Source organism: Modestobacter altitudinis (assembly GCF_005930475.1).
GTDB classification, from domain to species: Bacteria; Actinomycetota; Actinomycetes; order Mycobacteriales; family Geodermatophilaceae; genus Modestobacter; species Modestobacter altitudinis.
Map to the genome: position 1 here is coordinate 20,586 of NZ_SJEW01000009.1, position 24,907 is coordinate 45,492.

Genomic DNA, 24,907 nt, shown 5'->3' on the forward strand with positions numbered 1-24,907 from the left:
GCTCAGCGCCCGTCGGTGTCGACGACGTCGACCCGCAGGCCGCGGCCGCCGACACCGGTCATGACCTGGCGCAGCGCCTTGGCGGTGCGCCCGCCGCGGCCGATGACCTTGCCGAGGTCGTCGGGGTGGACCCGGACCTCGAGGGTCTTGCCGCGCCGGCCGTTGACCAGGTCGACCACGACGTCGTCGGGGTTGTCGACGATGCCCTTGACCAGGTGCTCGAGCGCCTCTTCGAGCACGACTTACTCGGCAGGCGTCTCGGCGGGGGCGCCGGAGGCGGCAGTCCCGGAACCGGCGGCGCCGGCAGCCTCGGCGACGGCCTCAGCCGGAGCGGGGGCGGCGTCGGCCTTGGGAGCGGCCTTCTTCTTCGGCGTGGTCGCGTCGGCGGTCGGCTCGTTCATGGCCGCGCGGGCGGCCTCCTCGTAGATGGCCTTCTTGTCCGCCTTGGGGGCGGCGACCTTCATCGGCGCCGGGGCCGGCTCGCCCTTGAACTTCTGCCAGTCACCGGTCACCCGGAGGATGGCGGCGACGGCCTCGGTCGGCTGCGCGCCGACGCCGAGCCAGTAGGCGGCGCGCTCGGCGTCGACCTCGATGAAGGAGGGGTCCTCCTTCGGGTGGTACTTGCCGATGGTCTCGATGGACCGGCCGTCCCGCTTGGTGCGGGCGTCGGCGACGACGATGCGGTAGTACGGCGCGCGCATCTTGCCCAGGCGCATGAGCTTGATCTTGGTGGCCACGAGTGTGGTGTGCTCCTCGAACGTGTGTGGTTGCCCGCCGGACGGACGCGTGGGGGTACGCCGGGGCGGAGCGCTGGACACGGGCGGGAACGGTGAGAGGGCCGCCCCGCCGTGTTCGACAGACCATGATGCCAGATCCCAGGAGCAGAGCCGTGGGCAGCTCCGGACTGCTGCACCACCTGGAGCTCTGGGTGCCGGTCCTGGTTCGTGCGGCGAGGTCCTGGGGCTGGCTGCTCACCCGCCTGGCTGCGCTGCCCCACCAGGACTGGGAGCACGGCCGGTCGTGGCGGTGGGGGCCGACGTACCTCGTCCTCGAGCAGTCCCCGGCCCTGGTCGGCGACCGGCACGACCGGCGCTCCCCCGGGATGGACCACCTCGCCTCCTGGGCCGGGACGCGGCTACGAGGTCGAGCTGGTCGCGGGGTCACCCGACTCCTGAGGCGGCACCAGGAAGCCGCCCCAGCCGTCGCAGCTCCCGCCCTGGCGCTGCACGATGCCCACGATCTCCCGGGTGAAGGCCGCAGCGGTCTGGTGGTCGACCGCGGTCATGGCACTGAACTCCAGCCACACGGTGAGGAACCGGCGGTACAGACCGTCGACCCGGTAGCCGGCCGCGGTGAGCTCCTGACCGGCTGCCGTGGCCGACCGCCGCGACCGGAACCCGGCGGTGTGGTCGATCGGGCGCGAGGCGTGCACCTGGTCGCCGTACGCCAGGTTCTGCTCGACCACCTCGGCGGTCAGCTCCAGCTGCTCGGGGAGCGACCGCTCACCCACGGACGGCGGCGAACACGTCAGCGGCGGCCTCGGCGACCGGCACCTCCGTGCGCTCGCCCGTGACGCGGTCGCGCACCTCGATGACGCCCTCGGCCAGACCACGGCCGACGGTGACGATCGTCGGCATGCCGAGCAGCTCGGCGTCCTTGAACTTCACCCCGGGGCTCACCTTCGGCCGGTCGTCGTAGAGGACGGTGAGCCCGGCGGCGACCAGCTCACCGGCCAGGGACTCGGCGAAGGAGAAGACGGCGGCGTCCTTGCCGGTGGCGACGAGGTGGACGTCGGCCGGGGCGACCTCGCGCGGCCAGACCAGCCCGAGCTCGTCGTGCATGGACTCGGCGATCGCGGCGACCGCACGGGAGACCCCGATGCCGTAGGACCCCATGGTGACGGTGACGAGCTTGCCGTTCTCGTCGAGCACCTTGAGGCCCAGCGCCTCGGCGTACTTGCGGCCCAGCTGGAAGATGTGGCCCATCTCCACGCCGCGGGCCAGCTCCAGCGGGCCGGAGCCGTCGGGGGCGGGGTCCCCGGGCAGCACCTCGGCGGCCTCGATGACGCCGTCCCAGCTGAAGTCCCGCCCGGCGGTCAGGTCGAACACGTGCCGGCCCGCCTCGTTGGCGCCGGTGATCCACCGGCTGCCGGGGACGACCCGCGGGTCGACGAGGTAGCGGATCCCGGACTTCCCCTCGGTGCCCAGCACCTGCGGGCCGATGTAGCCCTTGACCAGGTCGGGGTGCGCGGCGAAGTCGGTGAACGGCTCCACCTCCGCCGGGCTCACCTGCGCCTCCAGGCGCTTGGTGTCGACCTCCCGGTCACCGGGCAGCCCGATCACCAGCGGCTCCCGGGTGCCGTCGGGGTGCGCCAGCGTGACGACGACGTTCTTGAGCGTGTGGGCGGCCGTGTAGCCGGCGTCCGGGAACAGGTCGTTGGCCACCGCGACCAGCGTGTCGATGGTCGGGGTGTCGGGGGTGTCCTCGACGTGCGCCTCGGGCAGCCCGTCGAGCGGGATCGACTCGGGGACGACGGTCCGCACCGCCTCGACGTTGGCCGCGTACCCGCCGGGCGAGCGCACGAAGGTGTCCTCGCCGATCGACGTCGGGTGCAGGAACTCCTCGCTCTTCGAGCCGCCCATCGCACCGGACATCGCCGAGACGATCACGTAGTCCAGGCCGAGCCGGTCGAAGACCTTGATGTAGGCGGCCCGGTGGGCGGCGTAGGAGGCGTCCAGCCCGGCGTCGTCCACGTCGAAGGAGTAGCTGTCCTTCATGGTGAACTCGCGACCGCGGAACAGCCCGGCCCGGGGCCGCGCCTCGTCCCGGTACTTGGTCTGGATCTGGTAGAGCGAGACCGGGAGGTCCTTGTAGGAGCCGTAGAGGTCCTTCACCAGGAGCGTGAACATCTCCTCGTGGGTGGGGCCGAGCAGGAAGTCGTTGCCGCGGCGGTCCTTGAGGCGGAAGAGGTTGTCGCCGTACTCGGTCCAGCGGCCGGTCGCCTCGTAGGGCTCGCGGGGCAGCAGTGCCGGGAAGTGCACCTCCTGCGCGCCCATCGCGTCCATCTCCTCGCGGACGATGCGCTCGACGTTGCGGAACACCCGCCAGCCCAGCGGCAGCCAGGTGAAGCCCCCCGGCGCAGCACGCCGGATGTAGCCGCCCCGGGCGAGCAGGCGGTGGCTGGGGACCTCGGCGTCGGCCGGGTCGTCGCGCAGGGTGCGCAGGAAGAGGGAGGACATCCGAAGGAGCACGGGACCAGTCTCCCAGGCGACGCGCGGCCGCCGTCCACGGGTTTGGCGCTCAGGCGGGTTCCGGCACCCCGCCGGGGTCGCCGCCGGGGTCGCCGGGCGTCGGTTCGATCGGCGGCGGGGGCAGCGGCTCGGGCGCGTCGGGGAGCAGCTCACCCGGGTCGTCGGGCACTGGCTCCGTGGGGTCGATCAAGGGGTCCGGCTCCGGGATCGGCGACACCATGCCGGTAGTCAACCAGCGTCAGGCGACGACGACCCCCCGGAGCACCATCCGTCGAGGCCGGGCCAACGTGTCCAGGTCCGCGCGCGGGTCGCTCTCGTAGACCACCAGGTCGGCGGGCGCGCCCTCGACGATGCCCGGCAGCCCGAGCCACTCCCGCGCCGCCCAGGACCCTGCCGCCAACGCGGCCTCGGCCGGCAGCCCCGCCGCGTGCAGCGCCCGCACCTCCTCGGCGATCACCCCGTGGGCGATGCCGCCGCCCGCGTCGGTGCCGGCGAACACCGGGACCCCCGCCTCGTACGCGGCCCGCACGACCGCACCGGAGCCGGCGTACAGCCGCCGCATCGTGGACGCGTAGCCGGGGAACCTCGCCTCCCCCGCCGCCGCGAAGCCGGGGAAGTTCTCCACGTTCACCAGCGTGGGGACGACGGCGGTGCCCCGCGCCGCCATCTCCGCGATGAGGTTCTCGGTCAGCCCGGTGCCGTGCTCGATGCAGTCGATCCCGGCGGCCAGCAGCCCGGGGAGCGCGTCGGTGCCGAACGTGTGCGCGGTGACCCGGGCGCCCTCGGCGTGCACGGCCTCGATCGCCGCGGTGAGCACCTCGGCCGGCCACTCCGGGGCCAGGTCGCCGATGCCGCGGTCGATCCAGTCCCCCACCAGCTTGACCCAGCCGTCACCCCGCCGGGCCTGGACGACGGCCTCGGCGACCAGATCGGCCGGGTCGAGCTCGATCGCCAGCCCGGGGATGTACCGCCGGGGCGCGGCCAGGTGCCGCCCGGCCCGGATGACCCGCGGCAGGTCGAGGTGCTCGTCCAGCTCCCGGGTGTCGACGGGCGAGCCGCAGTCGCGCAGCGCCAGCACCCCAGCGGCCCGCTCGGTCAGTGCCTGCTCGCGCGCCGCGGCGAGGTCCTCGACCGCGGTGCCACCGGTCGCGATGCCGACGTGGCAGTGCGCGTCGACCAGGCCGGGCAGCAGCCAGCCCCCGCGGCTGACGGTCTCCGCGCCGGGCACGGCCTCGAAGGTGATCCGCCCGCCGGTCACCCACAGGTCGCGGTGCTCGCCCTCGGGCAGCAGCACACCCGACAGGTGCAGTGCGGGTGCCGTCACCGGCCGGGCCGGTCGTCCTTGAACTGGCTGAAGTCCAGCTTGCTGAGGTCCGGGAGCGCCTGACCCGGGGGCAGCCCGGGCACCCCGCCGGGCATGCCGCCGGGCAGCTGGCCGGGGAACCCGGCGCCGCCCATGCCGCCCGGGGCGCCGATCGGCCGCCGGGCCGGGCCGGGCTTCTTGCCGCCCTTGCCCTTCTTGCCCTTGCCGCGGGTGGCCTGCGCCTGCTGTTGCCGGCCCCGCGCCTTCTTCGACATCGGTCCCATGCCGGGCATGCCCATGCTGCCGGCCATCTGGCCCATCATCTTCTGCGCCTGGGCGAAGCGCTCCAGCAGCTGGTTGACGTCGGTGACGCTCACCCCGGAGCCGTTCGCGATCCGGACCCGCCGCGAGGCGTTGATGATCTTCGGGGTGACCCGCTCCGCCGGGGTCATCGACCGGATGATCGCCGCAGTGCGGTCCAGGTCGCGGTCGTCGACCTGCTTGAGCTGCTCCTTCATCTGCCCGGCGCCGGGCAGCATGCCGAGCAGGTTGGCGATCGGCCCCATCTTGCGGATGGCGAGCATCTGCTCGAGGAAGTCCTCGAGGGTGAAGCCCTCGCGGCTGGCCAGCTTGCCGGCCATCTTCTCGGCCTGGTCGGCGTCGAAGGCCTGCTCGGCCTGCTCGATCAGGGTGAGCACGTCGCCCATGCCGAGGATGCGGGAGGCCATCCGCTCGGGGTGGAAGACGTCGAAGTCGGCGAGCTTCTCACCGGTCGAGGCGAACATGATCGGCTGACCGGTGACGTGTCGCACCGACAGCGCGGCACCACCGCGGGCGTCGCCGTCGAGCTTGGTGAGCACGACGCCGCTGAAGCCGACGCCCTCCTGGAAGGCGGTCGCCGTGGTGACGGCGTCCTGGCCGATCATCGCGTCGACGACGAAGAGCGTCTCGTCCGGGGAGACGGCGTCGCGGATGCCGGCGGCCTGGGCCATCAGCTCCGCGTCGATGCCCAGCCGGCCGGCGGTGTCGACGACGACGACGTCGTGCATGGTGCGGCGGGCGAAGTCGATGGACTCGCGGGCGACCGCGATCGGGTCGCCGACCCCGTTGCCCGGCTCGGGGGCGAAGACGTCCACCCCGGCCTGGCCGGCGACGACGCTCAGCTGCTGAACCGCGTTCGGTCGCTGCAGGTCGCAGGCCACCAGCAGCGGGGTGTGCCCCTGCGCCTTCAGCCAGCGGCCGAGCTTCCCGGCGAGCGTGGTCTTCCCGGCGCCCTGCAGACCGGCCAGCATGATCACCGTCGGCGACTGCTTGGCGTAGCGGATCCGGCGGGTCTCCCCGCCCAGGATGTCGACCAGCTCGTCGTTGACGATCTTGATGATCTGCTGCGCGGGGTTCAGCGCCTGGGAGACGTCGGCGCCGACCGCCCGCTCCTTGACCTTCGCGATGAAGGCGCGGACGACCGGCAGGGCCACGTCGGCCTCGAGCAGCGCGATGCGGATCTCCCGCGCCGTCGCGTCGATGTCCTCGGCGGACAGCCGGCCCTTGCCGCGCAGGCCGGTGAAGACCTTGTCCAGGCGGTCGGAGAGGGTCTCGAACACAGCACGTCCTCACAGCAGTCGGGCGTGCAGCCGCACCGGCCGATGGCCGGTGGCCCGGCTCGGGCACCCGGGGCCACCCCGGGGCCGTCACGCCACCTGTGTCCAGGGTAGTGGCGTCGGCCGCTCAGGCGGCGCGGTGCCAGGTCTCCGGTCGGGAGACGAGGACGTCGCCGATGACCAGCGCGGTGCCGCACCCGGTGCAGGCCCACTCGGGGCAGGCGCCGCCGTCCTCGGTGTGGCCGTCGATGCAGCCCGGCTGCTCGAAGTCGGCGTCCTCGCCACAGGTGGGGCAGGGCAGGGTCTGCAGGTCGCTCATGGGGCGCTCCTCTCGTCTCGGCGCCGGTTCGTCGGGACGCTGTCCCGTCCGGCTCCTGGAACGTCTCACGGCGGTACGACAGAACTCGCGAAGCCGGATCGGCGTGTCGCGCTTGCGCGAGGACACCGTCAGCGCTCGCCGAGGGCGGCCGGGTCCGGGGCCTCCCCACGGACGGCCGCGACGAGCGCCCGCTCGGCCCGGTCGCGCTGGCCGGGGTCGATCGGGGTGCCCGAGGGATCGCAGACGTAGAAGGCGTCCACGGCGTCGGCGCCCAGCGTCTCGACCGTCGCCGAGCTGACGTCCAGCCCGGCATCGGCGAGGGCGGCGGTGAGCCGGTGCAGCAGGCCCGCGCGGTCGGTCGCCCGCACCTCGACCAGCCCGGTGATGCCCGTGGCCTCCGCGTCGAACCAGGAGATCCGCGGCGGGCGGCCGGGGGTGCGGTCCTGGCTGTAGTCGCGCTCGCGCTGGCGGAGCCGTTCGCCCAGCGGGAGCGTCCCCTCCAGCGCCGCGCGCACGCCGTCGGCCAGGATCTCCGGCACCGGCGGGCGCCCGAACCGCGGTCGGACGGCGAAGACCAGCGTGCCGTGACCGTCCTGCACGCTCACCCGGGCGGCCCGCACGTCGAGCTGGTTGAGCGCCAGCACACCGGCACAGAGGCTGAACAGCCCGGGCCGGTCCGGGGCGCCGATGGTGACCTGCTGCCCGTCGAGCACGTCCTCGACCCCGACGGTGACCGGCTCGGTCTGCCCGTCGATCGCCGGCGCCCTGGTGGTCACCTGCGGCTCGGTCGGCTCGAGCACCGGCTCGGGCAGCGGGGTGCTGCCCAGCCGGGCGGCGACCCGGGCCACCAGCGCGGCCACCAGGTGGGCCTTCCAGGGCGACCAGGCCGAGCTGCTGGTCGCCGCGCCGTCGGCCTGCGCGAGGCCGTGCAGCAGCTGCAGCAGGGCGGTGTCCCCGCCGATCGCCTCCACCACCCGGTCCACGGTCAACGGGTCGTCGAGGTCCCGGCGGGTGGCCACGTCGGGCAGCAGCAGGTGGTGGCGGACCATCGCGACCAGCGTCTCGACGTCGGGCTCGCTGAAGCCCATCCGGGCGGCCATCTCGGCCACCACGACGACGCCCACGTCGGTGTGGTCGCCCGGCCAGCCCTTGCCGATGTCGTGCAGCAGCGCCCCGACCAGCAGCAGGTCCGGGCGGTCGACGTCCCGGGTGAGCTCGGCCGCGGCCGCGGCCGCCTCGACGAGGTGCCGGTCGACGGTGAACCGGTGCCATGGGTGCCGCTGCGGCAGCGACCGCACCCGGTCCCACTCCGGCAGCATCCGGGACAGCAGCCCCTCCTGGTCCAGCTGCTCGAGCACCGGGACGGCGCTGCGCCCGCTGGCCAGCAGCCGGAGGAAGGACCAGCGCACCTCCGGCGGCCACGGCTCGGGCAGCGGCGGGGCGTGCACGGCCAGCACCTTGAGCGTGTACGGGGAGAGCAGCAGGTCGGCCCGGGCCGCGGCGGCGGCACCGCGCAGCACCAGACCGGGATCGGCGGCGGGGCGGGCGTCCCGGGCCAGCACCACCTCGTCGCCCTGGCGCACCAGCCCCTCGGCCAGCGGCTCCCGGCGCACCCGGCGGTAGCGGGACCGCGGGCGGCGCACCAGCGTGGCGTCGACCCGGCGCCACGTCTCGTCGGCGACGAAGGCCAGCCGGCGGCCGGCCAGGCTGACCCGGCGCAGCAGCACGTCGTCGTCGGCCAGCCCGAGCTGGTCGGCGACCGGTCGCTGCTCCTGGCGCACCAGTGCGTCGGTGGCCCGGCCGCTGCTGCGCTGGAGGGCGTCCCGCACGTCGAGGAGGAAGGTGTAGGCCTCACCGGCGTCGGCCGGCGGCTCGTCGGCCAGCTGGGCGGCGGCGACCGCGCGGAGCACCTGGCCCTCGCGGAGCCCGCCGTAGGACTCCTTGAGGTCGGGTTCGAGGAGGAAGCCGAGCTCACCGAGCTGCCGGCTCCGGCTGCGGCGGAGGTCGCGCAGCTGGGGCAGCAGGCGCCCGGCGTGCTGCCGCCACGAGCCGAGGGTCGCCGTCCGCAGGGCCGCGGTGACCTCCGGGTCCCCGGCGACGTGCCGGGTGTCGAGCAGGCCGAGCCCGGCCTTGACGTCGTCCCCGGCCACGGACACGGCCTCGGCGACGGTCCGCACGGAGTGGTCCAGCCGCAGGCCGGCGTCCCAGATCGGGTACCAGAGCGCGTCGGCCAGCGCGGCGATCTCCGGCCGCCCGTCGTGCACCAGCACCAGGTCGAGGTCGCCGTGCGGCGGCAGCTCCCGGCGCCCCAGGCTGCCGACCGCCACCAGCGCCACCCCGGCGCCGGCCGGCCCGGACGGCGGGCCACTGCGCCGGCGGCCGGGGCGGGGGGTCCCGGCGAGGGCGTCGGCCAGCAGGCCGGCCAGCCAGTCGTCGACCGCCCGGACTCGTTCGGCGCGGGGCAGGGTGGTCAGGGCGGAGTGGTCCAGCACGGGCACCTCTCGGTCGTGGCGCAGCGGTCGTCCGTCCGGGAGAACGGCGTCGGCCGGGACAGCGGGTCTCCCCACCGCCCCGGCCGACGCTCCATGCCGTTCCCGGCCCCGTCCCGAGGCTCACCCGAGCGTGCGGGGGACGGGGAGGACGGGGTCCTTGCTCAGAGCGCGTCGGCCCCGCGCTCACCGGTGCGGACCCGGACGATCTCGTCGATCGTGGTGACCCACACCTTGCCGTCGCCGATCTGGCCGGTGGACGCCGACTCGACGACGGCGTCCACCACGCGGGCGGCGTCCAGCTCGCTGACGACCACCTCGATGCGGACCTTGGGGACGAAGTCCACCTGGTACTCCGCACCGCGGTAGACCTCGGTGTGCCCACGCTGACGGCCGAAGCCCTGGACCTCGCTGACCGTGAGGCCGGCGATGCCGATCAGCTCGAGGGCGTTCTTGACGTCGTCGAGCTTGAACGGCTTGACGATCGCGGTGACGAGCTTCATGCCCGGGTCGCTCCTTCGGTGTTGCGGGCCTCGGCGTGTGCCTGGCCGACCAGTGTGGCTCCGCCACTGCCGCCCAGCGAGGCGAAGTCGTAGGCCGTCTCAGCGTGCACGACGCTGTCGATGCCGGCGACCTCGTCCTCCTCGCTGATCCGGAAGCCCATCGTCTTCTGGATGACGAGGCCGATGACGTAGGTGAGCACGAAGGAGTAGGCCAGGACGGCGAGCGCGCCGACCGCCTGCTTGCCCAGCTGTCCCAGACCGCCCCCGTAGAACAGGCCCTCGACGCCGGCGGTGGCGCTCGCCGAGGCGAGCAGCCCCACCGACAGGGTGCCCCAGAGACCGCCGACCAGGTGGACGCCGACGACGTCGAGCGAGTCGTCGTAACCGAGCTTGTACTTCAGCCCGACGGCCAGGGCGCAGACCACACCGGCGACGGCGCCGACGACGATCGCGCCGACCGGGGTGACCGCCGAGCAGGACGGCGTGATGGCGACCAGACCGGCCACGACACCGGACGCGGCACCCAGCGAGGTGGCGTGGCCGTCGCGGATCTTCTCCGTCAGCAGCCAGCCCAGCGCCGCGGCACCAGTGGCGACCATGGTGGTCACGAAGACCTCGGCGGCCTGGCCGTTGGCCGACAGCGCGGACCCGGCGTTGAAGCCGAACCAGCCGAACCACAGCAGCCCGGCACCGAGCATGACCAACGTCAGGTTGTGCGGCCGCATCGGGTCACGGCCGAAGCCGCGCCGCTTGCCGAGCACCAGGGCGAGGGCCAGGCCGGCCGCACCGGCGTTGATGTGCACCGCGGTGCCACCGGCGAAGTCGACCGCCAGCAGGTTGTTGGCGATCCAGCCACCGGTCTCGGACTCCGCGCCGTCGAAGGCGAAGACCCAGTGCGCGACCGGGAAGTACACGACCGTGGCCCAGACGCCGGAGAACACCATCCACGGGCCGAAGCGGGCGCGGTCGGCGATGGCACCGGAGATCAGCGCCACGGTGATGATCGCGAAGACGGCCTGGAAGGCGACGAAGGCCATCGAGGGGATGGTGAAGACCAGGCTGGTCGCAGCGAAGCCGTTGTCGATGCCCTCGGTGCCCATCAGGCCCTTGAGGCCGAAGAACTCGAAGGGGTCGCCGAGCAGGCCGCCGCCGACGTCGTCCCCGAAGGCCATCGAGTAGCCGTAGAGCACCCAGAGCACGCTGATGAGAGCCAGCGCTCCGAAGCTCATCATCATCATGTTCAAGACGCTCTTCGCGCGGACCATGCCGCCGTAGAAGAGTGCGAGACCCGGGGTCATCAGCAGCACCAGTGCGGCGCTGGCCAGGACCCAGGCGGTGTCGCCGGTGTCCACGGCAACCTCCTGAGGTGTCGGGTGTGGCGGGGCCACGGTGTGAGCGGACCACCTGCGCCGGGGCAGCGGGTGGAGGGCGACGTCCCCGAGATCTCGGGGACGTGGTGCAGACGGTGCCGACCTCGTGTTTCCGACGGCGGCGCGGACGTGTTTCCCCGCGGTGAACTCCGCATCGCGTGTCGCCGTCATGTGTTCCGGTCGTGTTGCGCGACCCGTCGCCGTGCCCGTCCGGGTGCTCTCGGTCACGGCTCGGTACGGTGCCGACCCTTGTTGCGACCTCTGTGCAGTTGCAAAGAGCGTGCAATAAGGTCTGCCGGTGACCTCGGCCCCGACGACCTCCCCCGTCCCGTCCACCGGAGGGTTCAGCTCTCGGGAGCGGCGCAGCATCGGCGGGATGACCGGCTTCGTGGCGCTGTTGCACGTGCTCGGCTGGGGGGTTCTCGTCTTCGCCGTCGCCCCGCGGGACTACCAGCTGGGCAGCACCGGTGTCCTCGGCGTCGGGGTCGGGCTGACCGCTTACATGCTCGGTGTGCGGCACGCCTTCGACGCCGACCACATCGCCTCGATCGACAACACGACCCGCAAGCTCGTCGGTGAGGGCAAGCCGTCGGTGAGCGCCGGGTTCTGGTTCTCCCTCGGCCACTCGTCGGTCGTCTTCGTCGCCAGCCTGCTGCTCGTCGCGGGCGTGCGGTCGGTCGCCGGGGTCGTGCAGGACGGCGACTCCGAGGTCGGCCAGACCCTGGGCCTGATCGGCACCCTGGTCGCCGGCAGCTTCCTCCTGGTCATCGGCCTGATGAACCTGACCGCCGCCGTGGGCATCGCCCAGGTCTTCCGCCGGATGCGGTCCGGGGAGTACGACGAGGCCGAGCTGGAGCACCACCTGCACAACCGCGGCTTCCTGGCCCGGCTGCTGAACCGGGTGACCCGGCGGGTCAGCAAGGCCTGGCACCTCTACCCCGTCGGTCTGCTGATGGGCCTGGGGTTCGACACCGCCACGCAGGTCGCCCTGCTCGTGCTGGCCGCCGGCTCCGCCGCCTTCGTCCTGCCCTGGTACGCCATCCTCGTGCTGCCGGTGCTCTTCGCGGCCGGCATGAGCCTGTTCGACACCGCGGACGGCGTGCTGATGTCCCGCGCGTACGGCTGGGCGTTCCTCAAGCCGGTCCGGAAGGTCTTCTACAACCTGACGGTGACGCTGCTGTCGGTGACCGTGGCGCTGGTCATCGGGCTGATGGTGCTGATCGGGCTGCTGGTCGACCGGCTCGGCGTCGACGGCGGGCCGCTGGCCTGGATCGCCTCGCTGGACCTGGAGTTCGTCGGCTTCGCCATCGTGGGGGTCTTCGCGCTCACCTGGGCCCTCGCCGTCGCCGTGTGGCGGTTCGGCCGGATCGAGCAGCGCTGGACGCCGAACCCCGCCGACAGCTGAGGCCCGCTCACCCCCCGACGATCGCCTCCGCGAAGGCCTCGGGCTCGAACGGCGCCAGGTCGTCGGGCCCCTCTCCCAGCCCGATCAGCTTCACCGGGATGCCCAGCTCGCGCTGGACCGAGACCACGATGCCGCCCTTGGCGGTGCCGTCGAGCTTGGTGAGGACGACGCCGGTCACGTCGACCGCCTCGGTGAACACCCGCGCCTGCACGACGCCGTTCTGGCCGGTGGTGGCGTCCAGCACGAGCAGCACCTCGTCCACCGGCCCGTGCTTCTCCACGACCCGCTTGACCTTGCCGAGCTCGTCCATCAGCCCGGACTTGGTGTGCAGCCGGCCCGCGGTGTCGACCAGGACGGCGTCGACCTCGCCCTCGATGCCGGTGCGGACCGCCTCGAACGCCACCGAGGCCGGGTCACCACCCTCACGGCCGCGCACGGTGAGCACGCCCACCCGCTCGCCCCACGTCTCCAGCTGGTCGGCGGCCGCCGCGCGGAAGGTGTCGGCGGCCCCGAGGACGACGCTCTTGCCGTCGCCGACCAGGACCCGGGCGATCTTGCCGACCGTCGTCGTCTTGCCCGCGCCGTTGACCCCGACCACGAGGACGACGGCAGGCCGGCCGTCGTGCCGGTCGGTGCGCAGCGTCCGGTCGAGGTCCGGGCCCAGGACCGCGGTCAGCTCGCGCACCACCAGGTCGCGCAGCTGGAGGCCCGACGCGGTGGCGAGCACCATGCTCTGGGTCCGCAGCCGCTGCACGATCTGGGTCGTCGCACCCACCCCGATGTCGGCGGCGAGCAGCGTCTCCTCGACCTCCTCCCAGTCGTCCTCGGTCAGCCGCTCCCGGGCGAGCACGGTGAGCAGGCCGCGGCCGAGGGAGGACTGCGAGCGGGCCAGCCGCGAGCGGAGGCGGACCAGCCGGCCGGCCGAGGGCAGCGGGATGTCGAAGACCAGCCCCGGCTCCGGCTCGGCCGGCGGCAGCTCGACGGGCGCCGCCGGCTCGGCCTCCGCCGGCACGGCCGGCGCCGGTGGGCCGGTGTAGAGGTCGGCCGCGGTCGCCCCCGACGTCGGGTCCGGAGCGATCGGCGGGCGGGTCAGCGTCGTGCCGGCGGCCGCGTCGTCGTCCAGCCGCAGGGTCCGCCGCCCCCGGCCGACGAGCAGGCTGATCCCGGTGACCAGGGCGACGACCAGGATCGCGAGGGCGATGAGCACGAACTCCATGCCCGCCAGTCTCCCAGCCTCCCCGCATCGCGGGCTGGGCGGCAGACCGGGACCATGGGGCAGGCTGTCCCCCATGCCCGAGAACGCCGGCACTCGCCCGCTCCTGCTGCTCGGCCCCCTGGTCCGGCACGTCGACCCGGTGTCCGCCACCATCTGGGTGGAGACCGACCGTCCCTGCGAGGTGACGGTGCTCGGCCGGCGGGCCCGCACCTTCTGCGTGAACGGGCACCACTACGCGCTGGTGGTCGTCGAGGGCCTGGAGCCGGGTTCCACCACGCCCTACGAGGTGCACCTGGACGGGGCGCAGGTCTGGCCGCAGGCGCACTCCGCCTTCCCGCCGAGCCGGATCCGCACCGCCGGCCGGCCGGGTGTGTTCCGGCTGGCGTTCGGCTCCTGCCGGTACGCCACGCCGACCAGTGCGGACGTCCGCGATGCCATCCCGCCGGACGCGCTGGACAGCTACGCCCGGAAGATCGCCGGCACCCCCGAGGACCAGTGGCCCGACGCGCTGGTGCTGCTCGGTGACCAGGTCTACGCCGACGAGCTCACCCCAGCGACGACGGCGTGGGTGTCCCAGCGCCGGGACCTGTCCCAGCCGCCGGGCGCCCAGGCCGCGGACTACGAGGAGTACACCCGCCTCTACACGGAGTCCTGGAGCGATCCGCAGGTCCGCTGGCTGATGTCCAACGTCCCGTCGTCCATGGTGTTCGACGACCACGAGATGATCGACGACTGGAACACCTCGGCCGCCTGGCGCGCCGAGGTGACCGGGACCGACTGGTGGCAGAAGCGGATCACCGGCGGGCTGACGAGCTACTGGGTCTACCAGCACCTGGGCAACCTCTCGCCCAACGAGCTGGCCGAGAACGACCTGTGGCAGGCGATCGAGGGCAGCGAGTCCCGGGACGCCGGCCCGCTGCTCGACGCGATGGCCCACCAGGCCGACACCGAGCCGCGGTCGGTGCGCTGGAGCTTCGTCCGGCACTGGGGCTCGGCGCGACTGATCATGCTCGACAGCCGGGCCGGGCGGGTGCTCGAGGAGGACGACCGCAAGATCCTCGACGACGCGGAGTTCGACTGGGTCGAGGCCGCCATGCGCAACGCCGTCACCGACGGCGTCGAGCACCTGCTGATCGGCACCTCCCTGCCCTGGCTGCTCCCCCACTCCGTGCACGACCTGGAACGCTGGAACGAGACGCTGTCGGTGCGGCACGCCGGCAAGCCGCTGGGCCGGCTCGCCGAGCAGCTCCGGCAGGCCGCGGACCTCGAGCACTGGGCGGCGTTCGGGGGGTCCTTCGAGCGGCTGGGCCGGGCGCTGGTGTCGCTGGGCCGGGGCGAGCTGGGCCGCGCTCCGGCCACCGCCCTCGTCCTCTCCGGCGACGTCCACCACGCCTACGCCGCGGAGCTGGTGAACCCCGGCGGCCTGGACACCCGGGTGCACCAGCTGACCGTCTCGCCGCTGCACAACTCCGCGCCGCACGCCATCGAGATCGGGTTCAAGGTCGGCTGGAGCCGCTGGGCGCGGGCGATCACCGGCGGCCTGCGCGCCCTGGCCCGGGTGGAGCGCAGTCCGCTGCGGTGGCGCAAGCAGGCCGGCCCGTACTTCGGCAACGAGCTGGGCGAGCTGCTGCTGGAGGGCCGGGACGCCCGGTTCCTGCTGTGGGCGACCAGCCGGGAGGACGACGGGACACCGCGCTTCACCCAGGTGCTGGACACCCGGCTGTCGTAGGCGATCTCCGGGTGAGCGCCGTCCGACTGGTCACCTTCAACACCCACCACGGCGTCGGGGACGACGGCCGGCACGACCTGGCCCGGGTGGCCCGGCTGCTCGACGACGCCGATCCCGACGTCATCTGCCTGCAGGAGGTCGACCGGCACTTCGGTGAGCGGAGCGAGTTCGTCGACCAGGCACTGCTGCTGGCCGAGGCGCTGGACCGGGAGCTCGCCTGGGCACCGTCGATCGACAAGGCCCCCCAGGGCGGCCGGACGGAGCGACGGCAGTACGGCAACGCCCTGCTGTCGCGGCTGCCGGTGCGCAGCTCCGAGGTCCACGCCCTGCCCGGTGGCGGTGAGCCGCGGAGCGCGCTGCACGCCCGGCTGCAGCTCGAGGGGAGCGAGCTCGAGGTGGTCACCACCCACCTGTCCAGCCGGTCGCCCGCCGACCGGGCGGCGCAGGCCGCCACCCTCGCCCGGCTGCACCCCGGGGGCTCGCCGACGGTGGTGGTCGGTGACCTCAACGCCGACGCCGGTGCCCCCGAGCTCGACGCGCTGCGCCAGCGGTTCGCCGACGCGTGGGAGCTGGCCACCGACCGCAGCGACCAGGCCGGCCGGTTCTCGCTGCGCGGGGGCCGCGGCCTGACCCATCCGGCGCGGCGACCGCGGGTGCGGATCGACCAGGTGTGGGTCTCCCCGGACGTGTCCGTCGTCGACGCCCGGGTGCTCGACGGCGCGGCCACCTCCGACCATCACCCGCTGCTGGTCGACCTGGTGATGAAGGACCCCCTCTCCCCCGCCCCTCGCACGCTCGGGGCGGGCCCCTAGAGGGGGCCGTACCGCTAGGCCGTCTGGAGCTCCCGGAGACGCTGGCTGATGACGCCGGTGATGCCGTCGCCGCGCATGCTCACGCCGTAGAGGGCGTCGGCGATCTCCATCGTCCGCTTCTGGTGGGTGATGACGATCAGCTGCGAGCTGCTGCGGAGCTGCTCGACGAGGGTGAGCAGCCGGCCCAGGTTGACGTCGTCGAGCGCGGCCTCGACCTCGTCGAGCACGTAGAACGGCGAGGGGCGGGCGCGGAAGATCGCCACCAGCAGCGCGACCGCGGTCAGCGACCGCTCACCGCCGGACAGCAGCGACAGCCGCTTCACCTTCTTACCGGGCGGGCGCGCCTCGACCTCCACCCCGGTCGTCAGCAGGTCGTCGGGGTCGGTGAGGTAGATGCGTCCCTCGCCGCCGGGGAAGAGGATCGAGAAGACCTCGGCGAACTCGCGCTGGGTGTCGGCGAAGGCCTCGGCGAACACCTCGTGGATGCGGGCGTCGACCTCGCGGACGACGGTGAGCAGGTCCCGGCGGGTGTTCTTGAGGTCCTCCAGCTGGGTGGCGAGGAAGGTGTGCCGCTCCTCCAGCGCGGCGAACTCCTCCAGCGCCAGCGGGTTGACCTTGCCCAGCGCGGCGAGGTCGCGCTCGGCGCGGGCGGCCCGGCGTTCGGTCACCGCGCGGTCGTAGCGGACCGGCTCTGGTTCGGGCTCGCCCGCCTCGGCCGCTGCCGCGACCTGTGCCTGGGTCGGCGGCACCAGCGCCGCCGGGCCGTACTCGCCGACCAGGGTGGGCAGGTCGACGCCGTACTCCTCGGCCGCGCGCGCCTCCAGTGCCTCGATCCGCAGCCGCTGCTCGGCGCGGGCGACCTCGTCGCGGTGCACCTCGTCGGTGAGCCGGTCCAGCTCTCCGGTGTGCTCCCGGACCCGGGCGCGGACCACCAGCAGCTCGGCCTCCCGGCCGGTGCGGGCCACGGCCAGGGCGTCGCGCTCGGTGACGGCACGGGCCAGCGACGCGCTCAGCGCGGTCTGGGCCTCCTCCGCGCCGCGGCGCACGGCTGCGGCGACGCGGGCCCCGCGCTCCCGGGCGACCCGGGCCGCCGCGGCCCGCTCGCGCGCGGCGCGCTCCTGCCGGGCCTGGCGACGCAACGACTCCGCCCGCCCGGTGAGCGACCGGGCGCGCTCCTCGGCGGTGCGCACCCCGAGCCGGGCCTCGGTCTCCGCCTGCCGGGCACCGGCGGCCTCGGCCCGGAGCCGGTCGCGCTCGTCGGTCGAGGGCTCCTCCTCCAACGGCGCGGCCTCGGCGGCGGCCAGCCGCTCCTCGATCTCGACCAGCCCGGCGACCGCGGCGTCGCGGGCCTGCTCCGCGCGCACCCGGGCGGCATCCAGCCGCTGCGCCTCGGCGACCGCCGAGCGCGCGGCGGCTCCCAGCTCGGCCAGCTCGGCGGCGGCGGCCGAGCGCGCCCGGTCACCGGCCTGCCGGGCGGTGAGCGCGGTGTCGACGTCGGCGGAGCGCTGCGCGGCGACGTCCCGGGCGTCGGCCAGCTCGTCGGCCAGCCGGGCGGCGGTGGCGGTGGCGCGGTCCAGCTCCGCCGCGGCCTCGTCGACCCGGGCCCGCACCTCGAGCCCCGACGGGGCGTTCAGCTGGCCGCCCACCGCCCAGTCGGCGCCGAGCAGGTCACCGGAGCCGGTGACCGCCCGGACCCGCGGGTGGGTGCGCACCAGCGCCACGGCGGCGGCCAGGTCGCCGACGACGGCGACCCGCTCCAGCGCGCGGGCCAGCGCCGGGCCGAGCTCGGCGGGTGCGGTGACCAGGTCGAGGGCCCAGCGAGCGCCCTCGGGCAGCTCCGGCCAGCCGTCCCGGGCGACCGGGGGCAGGCCGCCGGTGACCAGCAGGCCCACCCGCCCGCCGTCGGTCCCGGCCAGGTGGGTGAGCACGTCGGCGGCCTCGGCGACCCCGGCGACGACCACCGCGTCGGCCAGCCCGCCCAGGGCGGCCGCGATCGGGACCTCGGCGCCCGGCGCGACGGTGAGCCGGTCGGGGACCGGCCCGAGCACCCCGGACAGGCCGGCGGCGAGCACGGCGGCCGCGCCGTCGGCGGGGGCGAGCCCCAGGGCCAGCGCGTCGCGGCGGGCCTGCCAGCCGGCGCGGTCCCGTTCGGCGGCGCGTTCGGCGGCGGTCAGCTCGGCGACGGTGCGGGCGGCCCCGGCGGAGGCCGCGATCGCGGCGGCGTGCGCTGCGGCGAGGTCCTCGTCACCGCCGGCGTCCTCGGTCAGCTCTGCGCGCCGGGCCTCCAGCCGTTCCGCAGCCGCGTCGGCCCGGTCGGCGGCCTCGGTGGCCGCGGCGGCGAGCCGGTCGATCTCCGCCTCCCCCGCCGCGGCACGCGACCGGCCCGCGGCCACCTTCCCGGAGAGCCGGGCCAGGTGCTCGCGGCGGTCGGCCAGCGCACGGGCGGCGGCGACCAGGGCACGCTCCGCCTCGGACAGGGCCGTCTCCACCTCGGCCCGCAGCGCCACGGCGGTCGTCAGCCGGGCGCGCTCGGCCTCCAGTGACTCGGCGAGCTCGCGCTCGGTCGCCTCGACCCGCTCGGCCTCGGCGTCCAGCGCGTCCGGGTCGCGGCCGGTGGGACCGGCCGGCGGCGCGGCGGACAGGTGCCGGTGCCGCTCGGCGGCCAGCTGGCCGACGCTGCGGAAGCGCTCGGCCAGGGTGGACAGCCGGTACCAGCTGTCCTGGGCGGTGGCCAGCGCGGGCGCATCGGCGGCCAGCTGCCGTTCCAGGGCCGACTCGGTGCGGGAGGCCTCACCCAGCGCGGCCTCGACCACCGCCCGGCGGGCGCGCGCGGCGGTCTCGTCGGCGACGTCGGCATCGAGGGCGTCGCGCAGCCCGACCAGGTCGTCGGCGAGCAGCCGCAGCCGGGCGTCCCGCAGGTCGGCCTGGACCCCGGCCGCCCGGCGGGCCACCTCGGCCTGCTTGCCCAGCGGCTTGAGCTGGCGGCGCAGCTCGGCGGTCAGGTCGCCCAGCCGGTCGAGGTTGGCCTGCATCGCGTCGAGCTTGCGGAGCGCCTTCTCCTTGCGCTTGCGGTGCTTGAGGACGCCGGCGGCCTCCTCGACGAAGGCGCGCCTGTCCTCCGGGCGACCGGACAGGACGGCGTCGAGCTGCCCCTGCCCGACGATGACGTGCATCTCCCGGCCGATGCCCGAGTCGCTCAGCAGTTCCTGGACGTCGAGCAGCCGGACCTTGTCACCGTTGATCTCGTACTCGCTCTCACCGGAGCGGTACATCCGGCGGGTGATCGACACCTCGGTGTAGTCGATGGGCAGCGCGCCGTCGGCGTTGTCGATCGTCAGCGTCACCTCGGCGCGGCCCAGCGCCGGCCGACCGGCCGTGCCGGCGAAGATGACGTCCTCCATCTTCCCGCCGCGCAGGCTCTTGGCGCCCTGCTCGCCGAGCACCCAGGCGATCGCGTCGACGACGTTGGACTTGCCCGAGCCGTTCGGGCCGACGACGGCGGTGATGCCGGGTTCCAGGCGGAGCGTCGTCGGCGACGCGAAGGACTTGAAGCCCTTGAGCGTCAGGCTGGACAGGTGCACGGCGGAGAGGCTCCCGGAGGGGTACGACAGTCCTGCTCGGCGCAGGGTCGCCCCATGATGACCGACGGCATGCCGATCGCCCCTCGCGTCGGTGGACGCGAGGGGCGCCTGGGGCGGGTGAGCAGGAGGACGCCTCCCTCTCACCCCTCGCCGGCTCGGGATGAGCCTCCGGACGGGGCCGTCAGGCGAGAGCGGGCGCGGCCGACTCGTGGGCCATGGTGAGCAGCTCGCGGGCGATCGTGGCGTCCCGCTCCTCACGGAGGGCGGCGATCTCCTCCTCGAGGCGGCGCACCTTCGCGCGCAGGGCGGCGTTCTCCTCGGCTACTCGAAGCTCGTGCGGAGCGACGATCGAACCGAACAGGGCCTTGGCCATGGCTCAGCGGCCTTTCACGTGCAGGAGTGGGTCCCTCGCACCGCCGGGGCGGTCTGCGCGGGTTGGTGTCCTCAGGGTGACAGCCGCTTCGACCTGGGTCAACGGCGCAGCTACCTCTGCCGGGTGTCGGGCGGATGTCGTCTTGGTCACCCCACGGTGAAGCCGGCCACCCCTGCACCACGTCGTCGCGGTGCTGCACACCGGCGACCGCGCCCGGCGCCCGCGGTCCGGAGAGCTCGGCCAGGACCGCACGGACGTCGTCCGCCGGGCCCTCGAGCACCACCTCGGCCCGTCCACGAAGGACCCCGCTGCCCCCCACGCCTCGCAGGCTCGGCGCGGGCCCCTGCACCGGGGCCGGGCCGACGCCCTGCACCTGACCCTCGACCAGCGCGAGGACGCGCAGCACCGTCACGATCGTCGGACCCGTGGCCGCGGTTGGCACTGCGGGCAGCTGTAGCTGGACCGGTTCATGAACGACTCGCGGCGGATCGGGGTCCCGCACCGGGGGCACGGCCGGTCCAGCTGGCCGTAGACCGCCAGGTGCCGGGAGAAGTACCCGCTCTGCCCGTTGACGTCGACGTAGAGCGAGTCGAAGGAGGTGCCGCCCTGCTCGAGGCTCTCCCCCAGCACGTCGCGGACGCCCTCCAGGAGGTCGGCGACCTGGGCGCGGGTGAGCTTGTCGGTGGGCCGGGCGCCGTGCAGCCGGGCGCGCCACAGCGACTCGTCGGCGTAGATGTTGCCGACCCCGCCGATCAGGGTCTGGTCCAGCAGCGCACGCTTGACCTCGGTGTGCCGACGGCGGAGCGCGGCGCTGAAGGCGTCGACGTCGAAGGCGTCGTCCAGCGGGTCGATGGCGATGTGTGCCAGCCGCGGCGGCACGTCGGCGGGGTCCGTCCCCGCGCCGTCCTCCACCGCCAGCCCGCCGAACGTGCGCTGGTCGACGAAGCGCAGCTCGCGGCCGCCGTCGGTGAACCGGAGACGGGCGCGCAGGTGGACCTCGTCGGCCTCCTCGGGCTTCTCCACGAGCAGCTGCCCGCTCATCCCGAGATGGGCGACCAGGGCACGGCCGGTGGGGGTGCCGTCGGCCTCGGCGACGGGCAGCCACAGGTACTTCCCGCGCCGGTGGGCGGCGGTCAGGGTGCGACCGGTCAGCGCGGCCACGAAGTGCTCGGTCCCCTCGAGGTGCCGGCGGACCGCCCGCGGGTGGTGCACCTCGACCGCGGCGACGGTCCGGCCGGTGACCCAGCGGTCGAGGCCGCGCCGGACGACCTCGACCTCGGGCAGCTCGGGCACGTCAGCCGCCCGCGGGTCCGCCGTCGGTCGCCGTCGTGAGCGAGTGCCACGCGGCTTCGGCGGCCTCCTGCTCGGCGGCCTTCTTGGTGCGTCCGGTGCCCTTGCCGCGGATCTGGCCGGCCAGCAGCACGGCGGCGGTGAACGTCTTGGCGTGGTCGGGACCGGTGTCCTCGACGTCGTAGACCGGGGCGCCCAGGCCCTGGCCGGCAGCGAGCTCCTGCAGGCTGGTCTTCCAGTCCAGTGCGGCGCCGCGGGTGGCCGACTCGGCCAGCAGCGGGTCGAACAGCCGGTGGACGATCGCCGAGGCGGTGGTCAGCCCCAGCCCCAGGTGGACGGCGCCGATGAGCGCCTCCAGTGCATCGGCGAGGATCGAGTCCTTCTCCCGGCCGCCGGTGGTCGTCTCGCCGCGGCCCAGCAGCAGGTGCGGGCCGATGCCGCCCTCGCCGAGCGAGCGGGAGACGCGGGCCAGCGAGTTCATGTTGACCACCGAGGCGCGCAGCTTGGCCAGCTGCCCCTCGGGCAGCTCGGGGTGGCTCCGGTAGAGCTCGTCGGTCACCACGAGCCCGAGCACCGAGTCGCCGAGGAACTCCAGGCGCTCGTTGGTCGGCAGGCCACCGTGCTCGTACGCGTAGGACCGGTGGGTCAGCGCCAGCTCCAGCAGTGCCGGGGACAGCTCGACGCCCAGGGCGTCGGCGAGCCAGCGGCCGGCGGCGTCGGTGTGCTCGGTCACGACGGGCGGACGACCGGCGGCGTCCACGGCCGCAGGCCCCCTGCCGGGGGGCCTGCCGCCGAGGACGCCGGAGCGGAGGTCGGCTGCGCCATGGTGCGGGTGCGCAGGGTCAGACCGCGAGGACCTGACGGCCGTCGTGCTGACCGCAGGTGGGGCACGCGATGTGCGGGGGCTTGAGCTCGCCGCAGGCCTTGTTCGGGCAGGGGGCCAGGGTCGGGGCCGTGGCCTTCCACTGCGACCGGCGCGAGCGGGTGTTGCTGCGCGAGGTGCGCCGCTTCGGGACAGCCATGATCAGTTCTCCTCGGTGTCGGTGCTCCCGGAGCCCGGCTGGGCCCCGTCGGCGTCGTTCGCAGTGCTGTCGTTCAGGTCGGCGAAGCGCGCGGCCAGCCCGGCGAACCGGGGGTCGATCACCTCGTGCGAGTGGTCAGCGGGCAGGTCGTCCAGCCGCTCACCGCAGTCGACGCACAGGCCGGCGCAGTCCGGCGTGCAGGTCGGCGACAGCGGCAGGGTGAGGACGACGGTGTCCCGGACGAGCGGGGCCAGGTCGAGCGTGTCGCCCTCGATCCGGCGCACCTCGTCCTCGCCGCTGGTGGCCTCGGTGGTGCTGCCCTCGTAGGCGTACAGCTCCTGGACGTCGAGCTCCAGGGTGTCCTCGACGGGGTCCAGGCACCGCGCGCACTGCCCGGTCACCGGGACGTCGACGGTGCCGCTGACCAGCACGCCCTCCATCACGGACTCGAGCCGCAGGTGCAGGTCGACCGGTGCGCCCTCGGGGACCCCGATCATCTCGACACCCCAGCCCGGCCGGGCGGGGAGCGTCCTGTCCCACTCGCGCATGGTGCCGGCGCGCCGGCCCAGCTCGCGGAGGTCGACGGTCCACGCCTTGGCAGCTGCCTTCTCCGCGGCCTTCTCGGCGACCGAGCGGGTCGCGGGGTCGGCGGCGGGGCGCTGCGCGTCGGTGGACGCGGCGCCGGGGAACGGTGCAGGGGAAGCAGACATGTCAGTACTCGTCGTCGTCGATGGTGGGTTCGCCGGGAGCGCACGGGAGGCAGCGGCCGGACGGAGGTCGAGCTTACCCGATCCTCCGCCGGCCTCGTCCCGGTGTCAGGGCGTGCGCAGGTCCGGTGGGCCCAGCGCGGTCGGTCAGGGCGTGCGCAGGTTGACGCGCGCCTTCTCCACCGAACGCATCATGTGCGACAGCGTGTTCCCGAAGTCGGCGAGCCGGGTGTCGACGTAGTCGTCGACCTCCGCGCGCATCCGGGCGACCTCGGCCGCGGTCCGCGCCCCGAGCGCGTCGGCCCGGTCGACCGCCGTCCGGTACACCTCGGTCTCGGTGAGCAACCGCTCGTGCTCGACCTCACCGGCGGCGACCAGTTCGTCCTGCTGGCGCTGCCCGTCGGCGAGGAGCTGCTCGCGCAGCCGGCGGGCCTCGGCGAGCAGCCGCTCGGCCTCCGCCTCGGCCTCGGCCAGCAGCTCGTCGGCCTCCGCCTGGGCCTGGGTGAGGATCTCGTCGCGCTGCCGGCGGGCGGTGCCGACCAGCTCCTCGCGCTGGCGGCGGGCGTTGGCCACGACCTGCTCGCTGTCGCTGCGGGTGCGCCCGGTCAGCCGCTCGGCCTCCGCCTGGGCCTGCTGGAGGATCTCGGTGCGCTGCTCGACGATGGCGCCGGCCTGCTGCACCTCCTCGGGGAGGGACTCACGCAGGTCGTCGAGCAGGTCGAGCAGGTGGTCGCGCGGCACCATGCAGGACGAGGACATCGGCACGCTGCGGGCGTTCTCGATGACCGTGGTCAGTTCGTCCACGGTCTCGTACAGCCGGTAGACGACCTCCGTCATGGCTGCTGCCTCTCCCTCGCCTGCGCCACCAGCCGGTCGTTGACCGCCTTGGGGACCAGTGACGAGACATCGCCGCCGAACTTCGCGATCTGCTTGACCAGGCTCGAGGAGAGGTGGCCGACCTGCGGCGCGGTCGGCACGAACAGGGTCTCGACCCCGGCCAGCTCGCGGTTCATCTGCGCCATCTGCAGCTCGTACTCGAAGTCGCCGACGGCCCGGAGGCCCTTGACGATCACCGGGATGTCCCGGTCGCGGCAGTAGTTCACCAGCAGGCCCTCGAAGCTGTCCACGGTGACGTTGGACAGGTCGACGACCGCCTCACGCAGCAGGGCCATCCGCTCCGAGACGTCGAACAGGCCCGCCTTGCCGGGGTTGACCAGCACTGCGACGACCAGTTCGTCGTACAGGGCGGCGGCGCGCGCGATCACGTCGACATGGCCGTTGGTGACCGGGTCGAACGAACCGGGACAGACCGCACGCCTCACGACAAGCGACCGTACCGGAGCACCGCCTCCCCGTACCGACGATCACGGACTCCGATCAGCGGTGTCGGCCACTCCCACGGCTGCTCGCGACTGGACCGCTCGACGACGACCACGGCGTCCGGGCTCAGCCAGCCGTTCCCGGCGAGGGCGCGCAGCACGCCCAGCACCTCCTCCTCGGGAGCCGCGTACGGCGGGTCGGCGACCACCAGGTCGAAGCCGGCCGGGGCCGCCCCCGCGACCACGGTCGGCACGCTGCCCGGCAGCACCACGGCACCACGCAGGCCCACCGCGGCGATGTTCTCGCGCAGCACCGGCAGCACCCCGCCGCCGGACTCCACGAAGACCACCTCGGCCGCGCCGCGGGACAGCGCCTCCAGACCGAGCGCGCCGGAGCCGGCGTAGAGGTCCAGCACCCGGATGCCGTCGAGGTCCAGCAGCGAGCCCAGCGAGTTGAACAGGCCCTCGCGCGCCCGGTCGCCGGTGGGCCGCACCCCGGCGCGCGGGACCTTCAGCCGCCGCCCACCAGCAGATCCAGCGATGATGCGGGTCACGCCCCCGGCCCCCTGCAGGGTCCCACCGCGAGTGGGAGGACCCCGTCCTCCTCACCCCTCGCACGC

Annotated in this window: 24 protein-coding genes; 3 read left to right on the forward strand and 21 right to left on the reverse strand. The window is 74.3% G+C overall.

All coding sequences use genetic code 11. The features are described 5' to 3' along the window. Window positions 1-2: 2 nt before the first annotated feature. The 11 genes from FHL79_RS05395 to FHL79_RS05445 all read right to left on the reverse strand — a co-directional run bounded on the left by FHL79_RS05395 (window position 3) and on the right by FHL79_RS05445 (window position 10,815). A complete protein-coding gene (locus tag FHL79_RS05395; protein WP_014742367.1) occupies window positions 3-239 on the reverse strand; it encodes an RNA-binding protein in 237 nt (78 codons plus the stop codon). Between the two features lie 3 nt (window positions 240-242). After that, window positions 243-737 (reverse strand): 30S ribosomal protein S16, encoded by a 495-nt coding sequence (rpsP, locus tag FHL79_RS05400; RefSeq protein ID WP_138757604.1) that lies wholly within the window; start codon window positions 735-737, stop codon window positions 243-245. 398 nt (window positions 738-1,135) lie between these two features. Then, window positions 1,136-1,510, reverse strand: coding sequence for a ribonuclease E inhibitor RraB (locus FHL79_RS05410; protein WP_171058035.1), 375 nt, complete (start codon window positions 1,508-1,510; stop codon window positions 1,136-1,138). Beyond that, window positions 1,503-3,239, reverse strand: a complete 1,737-nt coding sequence (locus FHL79_RS05415; RefSeq protein WP_246080375.1) for a proline--tRNA ligase — start codon at window positions 3,237-3,239, stop codon at window positions 1,503-1,505. The genes FHL79_RS05410 and FHL79_RS05415 overlap by 8 nt, the downstream gene beginning before the upstream one ends. A gap of 61 nt (window positions 3,240-3,300) precedes the next feature. Next, window positions 3,301-3,441 (reverse strand): hypothetical protein, encoded by a 141-nt coding sequence (locus FHL79_RS24990; protein ID WP_171058033.1) that lies wholly within the window; start codon window positions 3,439-3,441, stop codon window positions 3,301-3,303. A gap of 48 nt (window positions 3,442-3,489) precedes the next feature. After that, window positions 3,490-4,575 carry an amidohydrolase family protein gene (locus tag FHL79_RS05420; RefSeq protein ID WP_171058036.1) on the reverse strand — a complete coding sequence of 362 codons (1,086 nt, stop codon included), beginning with the start codon at window positions 4,573-4,575 and terminating at the stop codon, window positions 3,490-3,492. Next, window positions 4,572-6,155 carry a signal recognition particle protein gene (gene ffh, locus FHL79_RS05425; protein WP_138757607.1) on the reverse strand — a complete coding sequence of 528 codons (1,584 nt, stop codon included), beginning with the start codon at window positions 6,153-6,155 and terminating at the stop codon, window positions 4,572-4,574. Before ffh ends, FHL79_RS05420 begins: the two co-directional genes overlap by 4 nt. Window positions 6,156-6,279: 124 nt before the next feature. After that, a complete protein-coding gene (locus FHL79_RS05430; RefSeq protein WP_138757608.1) occupies window positions 6,280-6,471 on the reverse strand; it encodes a hypothetical protein in 192 nt (63 codons plus the stop codon). A gap of 128 nt (window positions 6,472-6,599) precedes the next feature. Then, on the reverse strand, window positions 6,600-8,969 hold the full coding sequence (locus FHL79_RS05435; protein ID WP_246080377.1) for a [protein-PII] uridylyltransferase: 2,370 nt from the start codon (window positions 8,967-8,969) through the stop codon (window positions 6,600-6,602). Between the two features lie 155 nt (window positions 8,970-9,124). Then, the gene (locus FHL79_RS05440) at window positions 9,125-9,463 is read right to left on the reverse strand and encodes a P-II family nitrogen regulator (protein WP_138734912.1); all 339 of its coding nucleotides are present in this window, start codon (window positions 9,461-9,463) and stop codon (window positions 9,125-9,127) included. Continuing rightward, on the reverse strand, window positions 9,460-10,815 hold the full coding sequence (locus tag FHL79_RS05445) for an ammonium transporter (RefSeq protein ID WP_138757609.1): 1,356 nt from the start codon (window positions 10,813-10,815) through the stop codon (window positions 9,460-9,462). Before FHL79_RS05445 ends, FHL79_RS05440 begins: the two co-directional genes overlap by 4 nt. Window positions 10,816-11,131: 316 nt before the next feature. Here FHL79_RS05445 and nicT point away from each other — a divergent pair, with 316 nt between their 5' ends. After that, on the forward strand, window positions 11,132-12,238 hold the full coding sequence (gene nicT, locus FHL79_RS05450) for a Nickel transporter NicT (protein ID WP_138757610.1): 1,107 nt from the start codon (window positions 11,132-11,134) through the stop codon (window positions 12,236-12,238). A 7-nt stretch (window positions 12,239-12,245) separates the two neighbouring features. Here nicT and ftsY read toward each other — a convergent pair whose 3' ends face one another. Then, the gene (gene ftsY / locus FHL79_RS05455; protein ID WP_138757611.1) at window positions 12,246-13,454 is read right to left on the reverse strand and encodes a signal recognition particle-docking protein FtsY; all 1,209 of its coding nucleotides are present in this window, start codon (window positions 13,452-13,454) and stop codon (window positions 12,246-12,248) included. Between the two features lie 73 nt (window positions 13,455-13,527). Here ftsY and FHL79_RS05460 point away from each other — a divergent pair, with 73 nt between their 5' ends. Together FHL79_RS05460 and FHL79_RS05465 are read left to right on the forward strand one after the other, a co-directional pair. Next, a complete protein-coding gene (locus tag FHL79_RS05460) occupies window positions 13,528-15,183 on the forward strand; it encodes an alkaline phosphatase D family protein (RefSeq protein ID WP_138757612.1) in 1,656 nt (551 codons plus the stop codon). A gap of 11 nt (window positions 15,184-15,194) precedes the next feature. After that, window positions 15,195-15,995: an endonuclease/exonuclease/phosphatase family protein gene (locus tag FHL79_RS05465; protein WP_138757613.1), complete on the forward strand. Its 801-nt coding sequence runs from the start codon at window positions 15,195-15,197 to the stop codon at window positions 15,993-15,995. Between the two features lie 14 nt (window positions 15,996-16,009). Here the strand turns inward: FHL79_RS05465 and smc are convergent, their stop codons facing one another. The 9 genes from smc to rsmD form a co-directional block, all read right to left on the reverse strand. Next, the gene (smc, locus tag FHL79_RS05470) at window positions 16,010-19,576 is read right to left on the reverse strand and encodes a chromosome segregation protein SMC (RefSeq protein ID WP_138757614.1); all 3,567 of its coding nucleotides are present in this window, start codon (window positions 19,574-19,576) and stop codon (window positions 16,010-16,012) included. A gap of 181 nt (window positions 19,577-19,757) precedes the next feature. Then, window positions 19,758-19,949 carry a hypothetical protein gene (locus FHL79_RS05475; RefSeq protein ID WP_138757615.1) on the reverse strand — a complete coding sequence of 64 codons (192 nt, stop codon included), beginning with the start codon at window positions 19,947-19,949 and terminating at the stop codon, window positions 19,758-19,760. 408 nt (window positions 19,950-20,357) lie between these two features. Continuing rightward, entirely contained in the window at window positions 20,358-21,242 is an 885-nt protein-coding gene (mutM, locus tag FHL79_RS05485; RefSeq protein WP_138757616.1) for a bifunctional DNA-formamidopyrimidine glycosylase/DNA-(apurinic or apyrimidinic site) lyase, read from the reverse strand. Window position 21,243: 1 nt separating this feature from the next. After that, window positions 21,244-21,972: a ribonuclease III gene (gene rnc, locus FHL79_RS05490; protein WP_138757617.1), complete on the reverse strand. Its 729-nt coding sequence runs from the start codon at window positions 21,970-21,972 to the stop codon at window positions 21,244-21,246. A gap of 109 nt (window positions 21,973-22,081) precedes the next feature. Next, entirely contained in the window at window positions 22,082-22,261 is a 180-nt protein-coding gene (gene rpmF, locus FHL79_RS05495; RefSeq protein WP_014742387.1) for a 50S ribosomal protein L32, read from the reverse strand. A gap of 2 nt (window positions 22,262-22,263) precedes the next feature. After that, window positions 22,264-22,971 carry a YceD family protein gene (locus FHL79_RS05500; RefSeq protein ID WP_138757618.1) on the reverse strand — a complete coding sequence of 236 codons (708 nt, stop codon included), beginning with the start codon at window positions 22,969-22,971 and terminating at the stop codon, window positions 22,264-22,266. A 144-nt stretch (window positions 22,972-23,115) separates the two neighbouring features. After that, on the reverse strand, window positions 23,116-23,805 hold the full coding sequence (locus FHL79_RS05505) for a hypothetical protein (protein ID WP_138757619.1): 690 nt from the start codon (window positions 23,803-23,805) through the stop codon (window positions 23,116-23,118). Next, a complete protein-coding gene (coaD, locus tag FHL79_RS05510) occupies window positions 23,802-24,290 on the reverse strand; it encodes a pantetheine-phosphate adenylyltransferase (protein ID WP_138757620.1) in 489 nt (162 codons plus the stop codon). The genes FHL79_RS05505 and coaD overlap by 4 nt, the downstream gene beginning before the upstream one ends. Beyond that, window positions 24,287-24,841, reverse strand: coding sequence for a 16S rRNA (guanine(966)-N(2))-methyltransferase RsmD (gene rsmD / locus FHL79_RS05515; protein ID WP_138757621.1), 555 nt, complete (start codon window positions 24,839-24,841; stop codon window positions 24,287-24,289). Before rsmD ends, coaD begins: the two co-directional genes overlap by 4 nt. Window positions 24,842-24,907: the final 66 nt, after the last annotated feature.

What these genes read in the sequence shown, in the direction of transcription:
- FHL79_RS05475 (WP_138757615.1), bottom strand. Translation starts at nt 19,949, where the DNA reads ATGGCCAAGGCCCTGTTCGGTTCGATCGTCGCTCCGCACGAGCTTCGA.
- FHL79_RS05430 (WP_138757608.1), bottom strand. Translation starts at nt 6,471, where the DNA reads ATGAGCGACCTGCAGACCCTGCCCTGCCCCACCTGTGGCGAGGACGCC.
- FHL79_RS05440 (WP_138734912.1), bottom strand. Translation starts at nt 9,463, where the DNA reads ATGAAGCTCGTCACCGCGATCGTCAAGCCGTTCAAGCTCGACGACGTC.
- ftsY (WP_138757611.1), bottom strand. Translation starts at nt 13,454, where the DNA reads ATGGAGTTCGTGCTCATCGCCCTCGCGATCCTGGTCGTCGCCCTGGTC.
- FHL79_RS05500 (WP_138757618.1), bottom strand. Translation starts at nt 22,971, where the DNA reads ATGTCTGCTTCCCCTGCACCGTTCCCCGGCGCCGCGTCCACCGACGCG.
- FHL79_RS05415 (WP_246080375.1), bottom strand. Translation starts at nt 3,239, where the DNA reads ATGTCCTCCCTCTTCCTGCGCACCCTGCGCGACGACCCGGCCGACGCC.
- rpmF (WP_014742387.1), bottom strand. Translation starts at nt 22,261, where the DNA reads ATGGCTGTCCCGAAGCGGCGCACCTCGCGCAGCAACACCCGCTCGCGC.
- FHL79_RS05460 (WP_138757612.1), top strand. Translation starts at nt 13,528, where the DNA reads ATGCCCGAGAACGCCGGCACTCGCCCGCTCCTGCTGCTCGGCCCCCTG.
- FHL79_RS05505 (WP_138757619.1), bottom strand. Translation starts at nt 23,805, where the DNA reads ATGACGGAGGTCGTCTACCGGCTGTACGAGACCGTGGACGAACTGACC.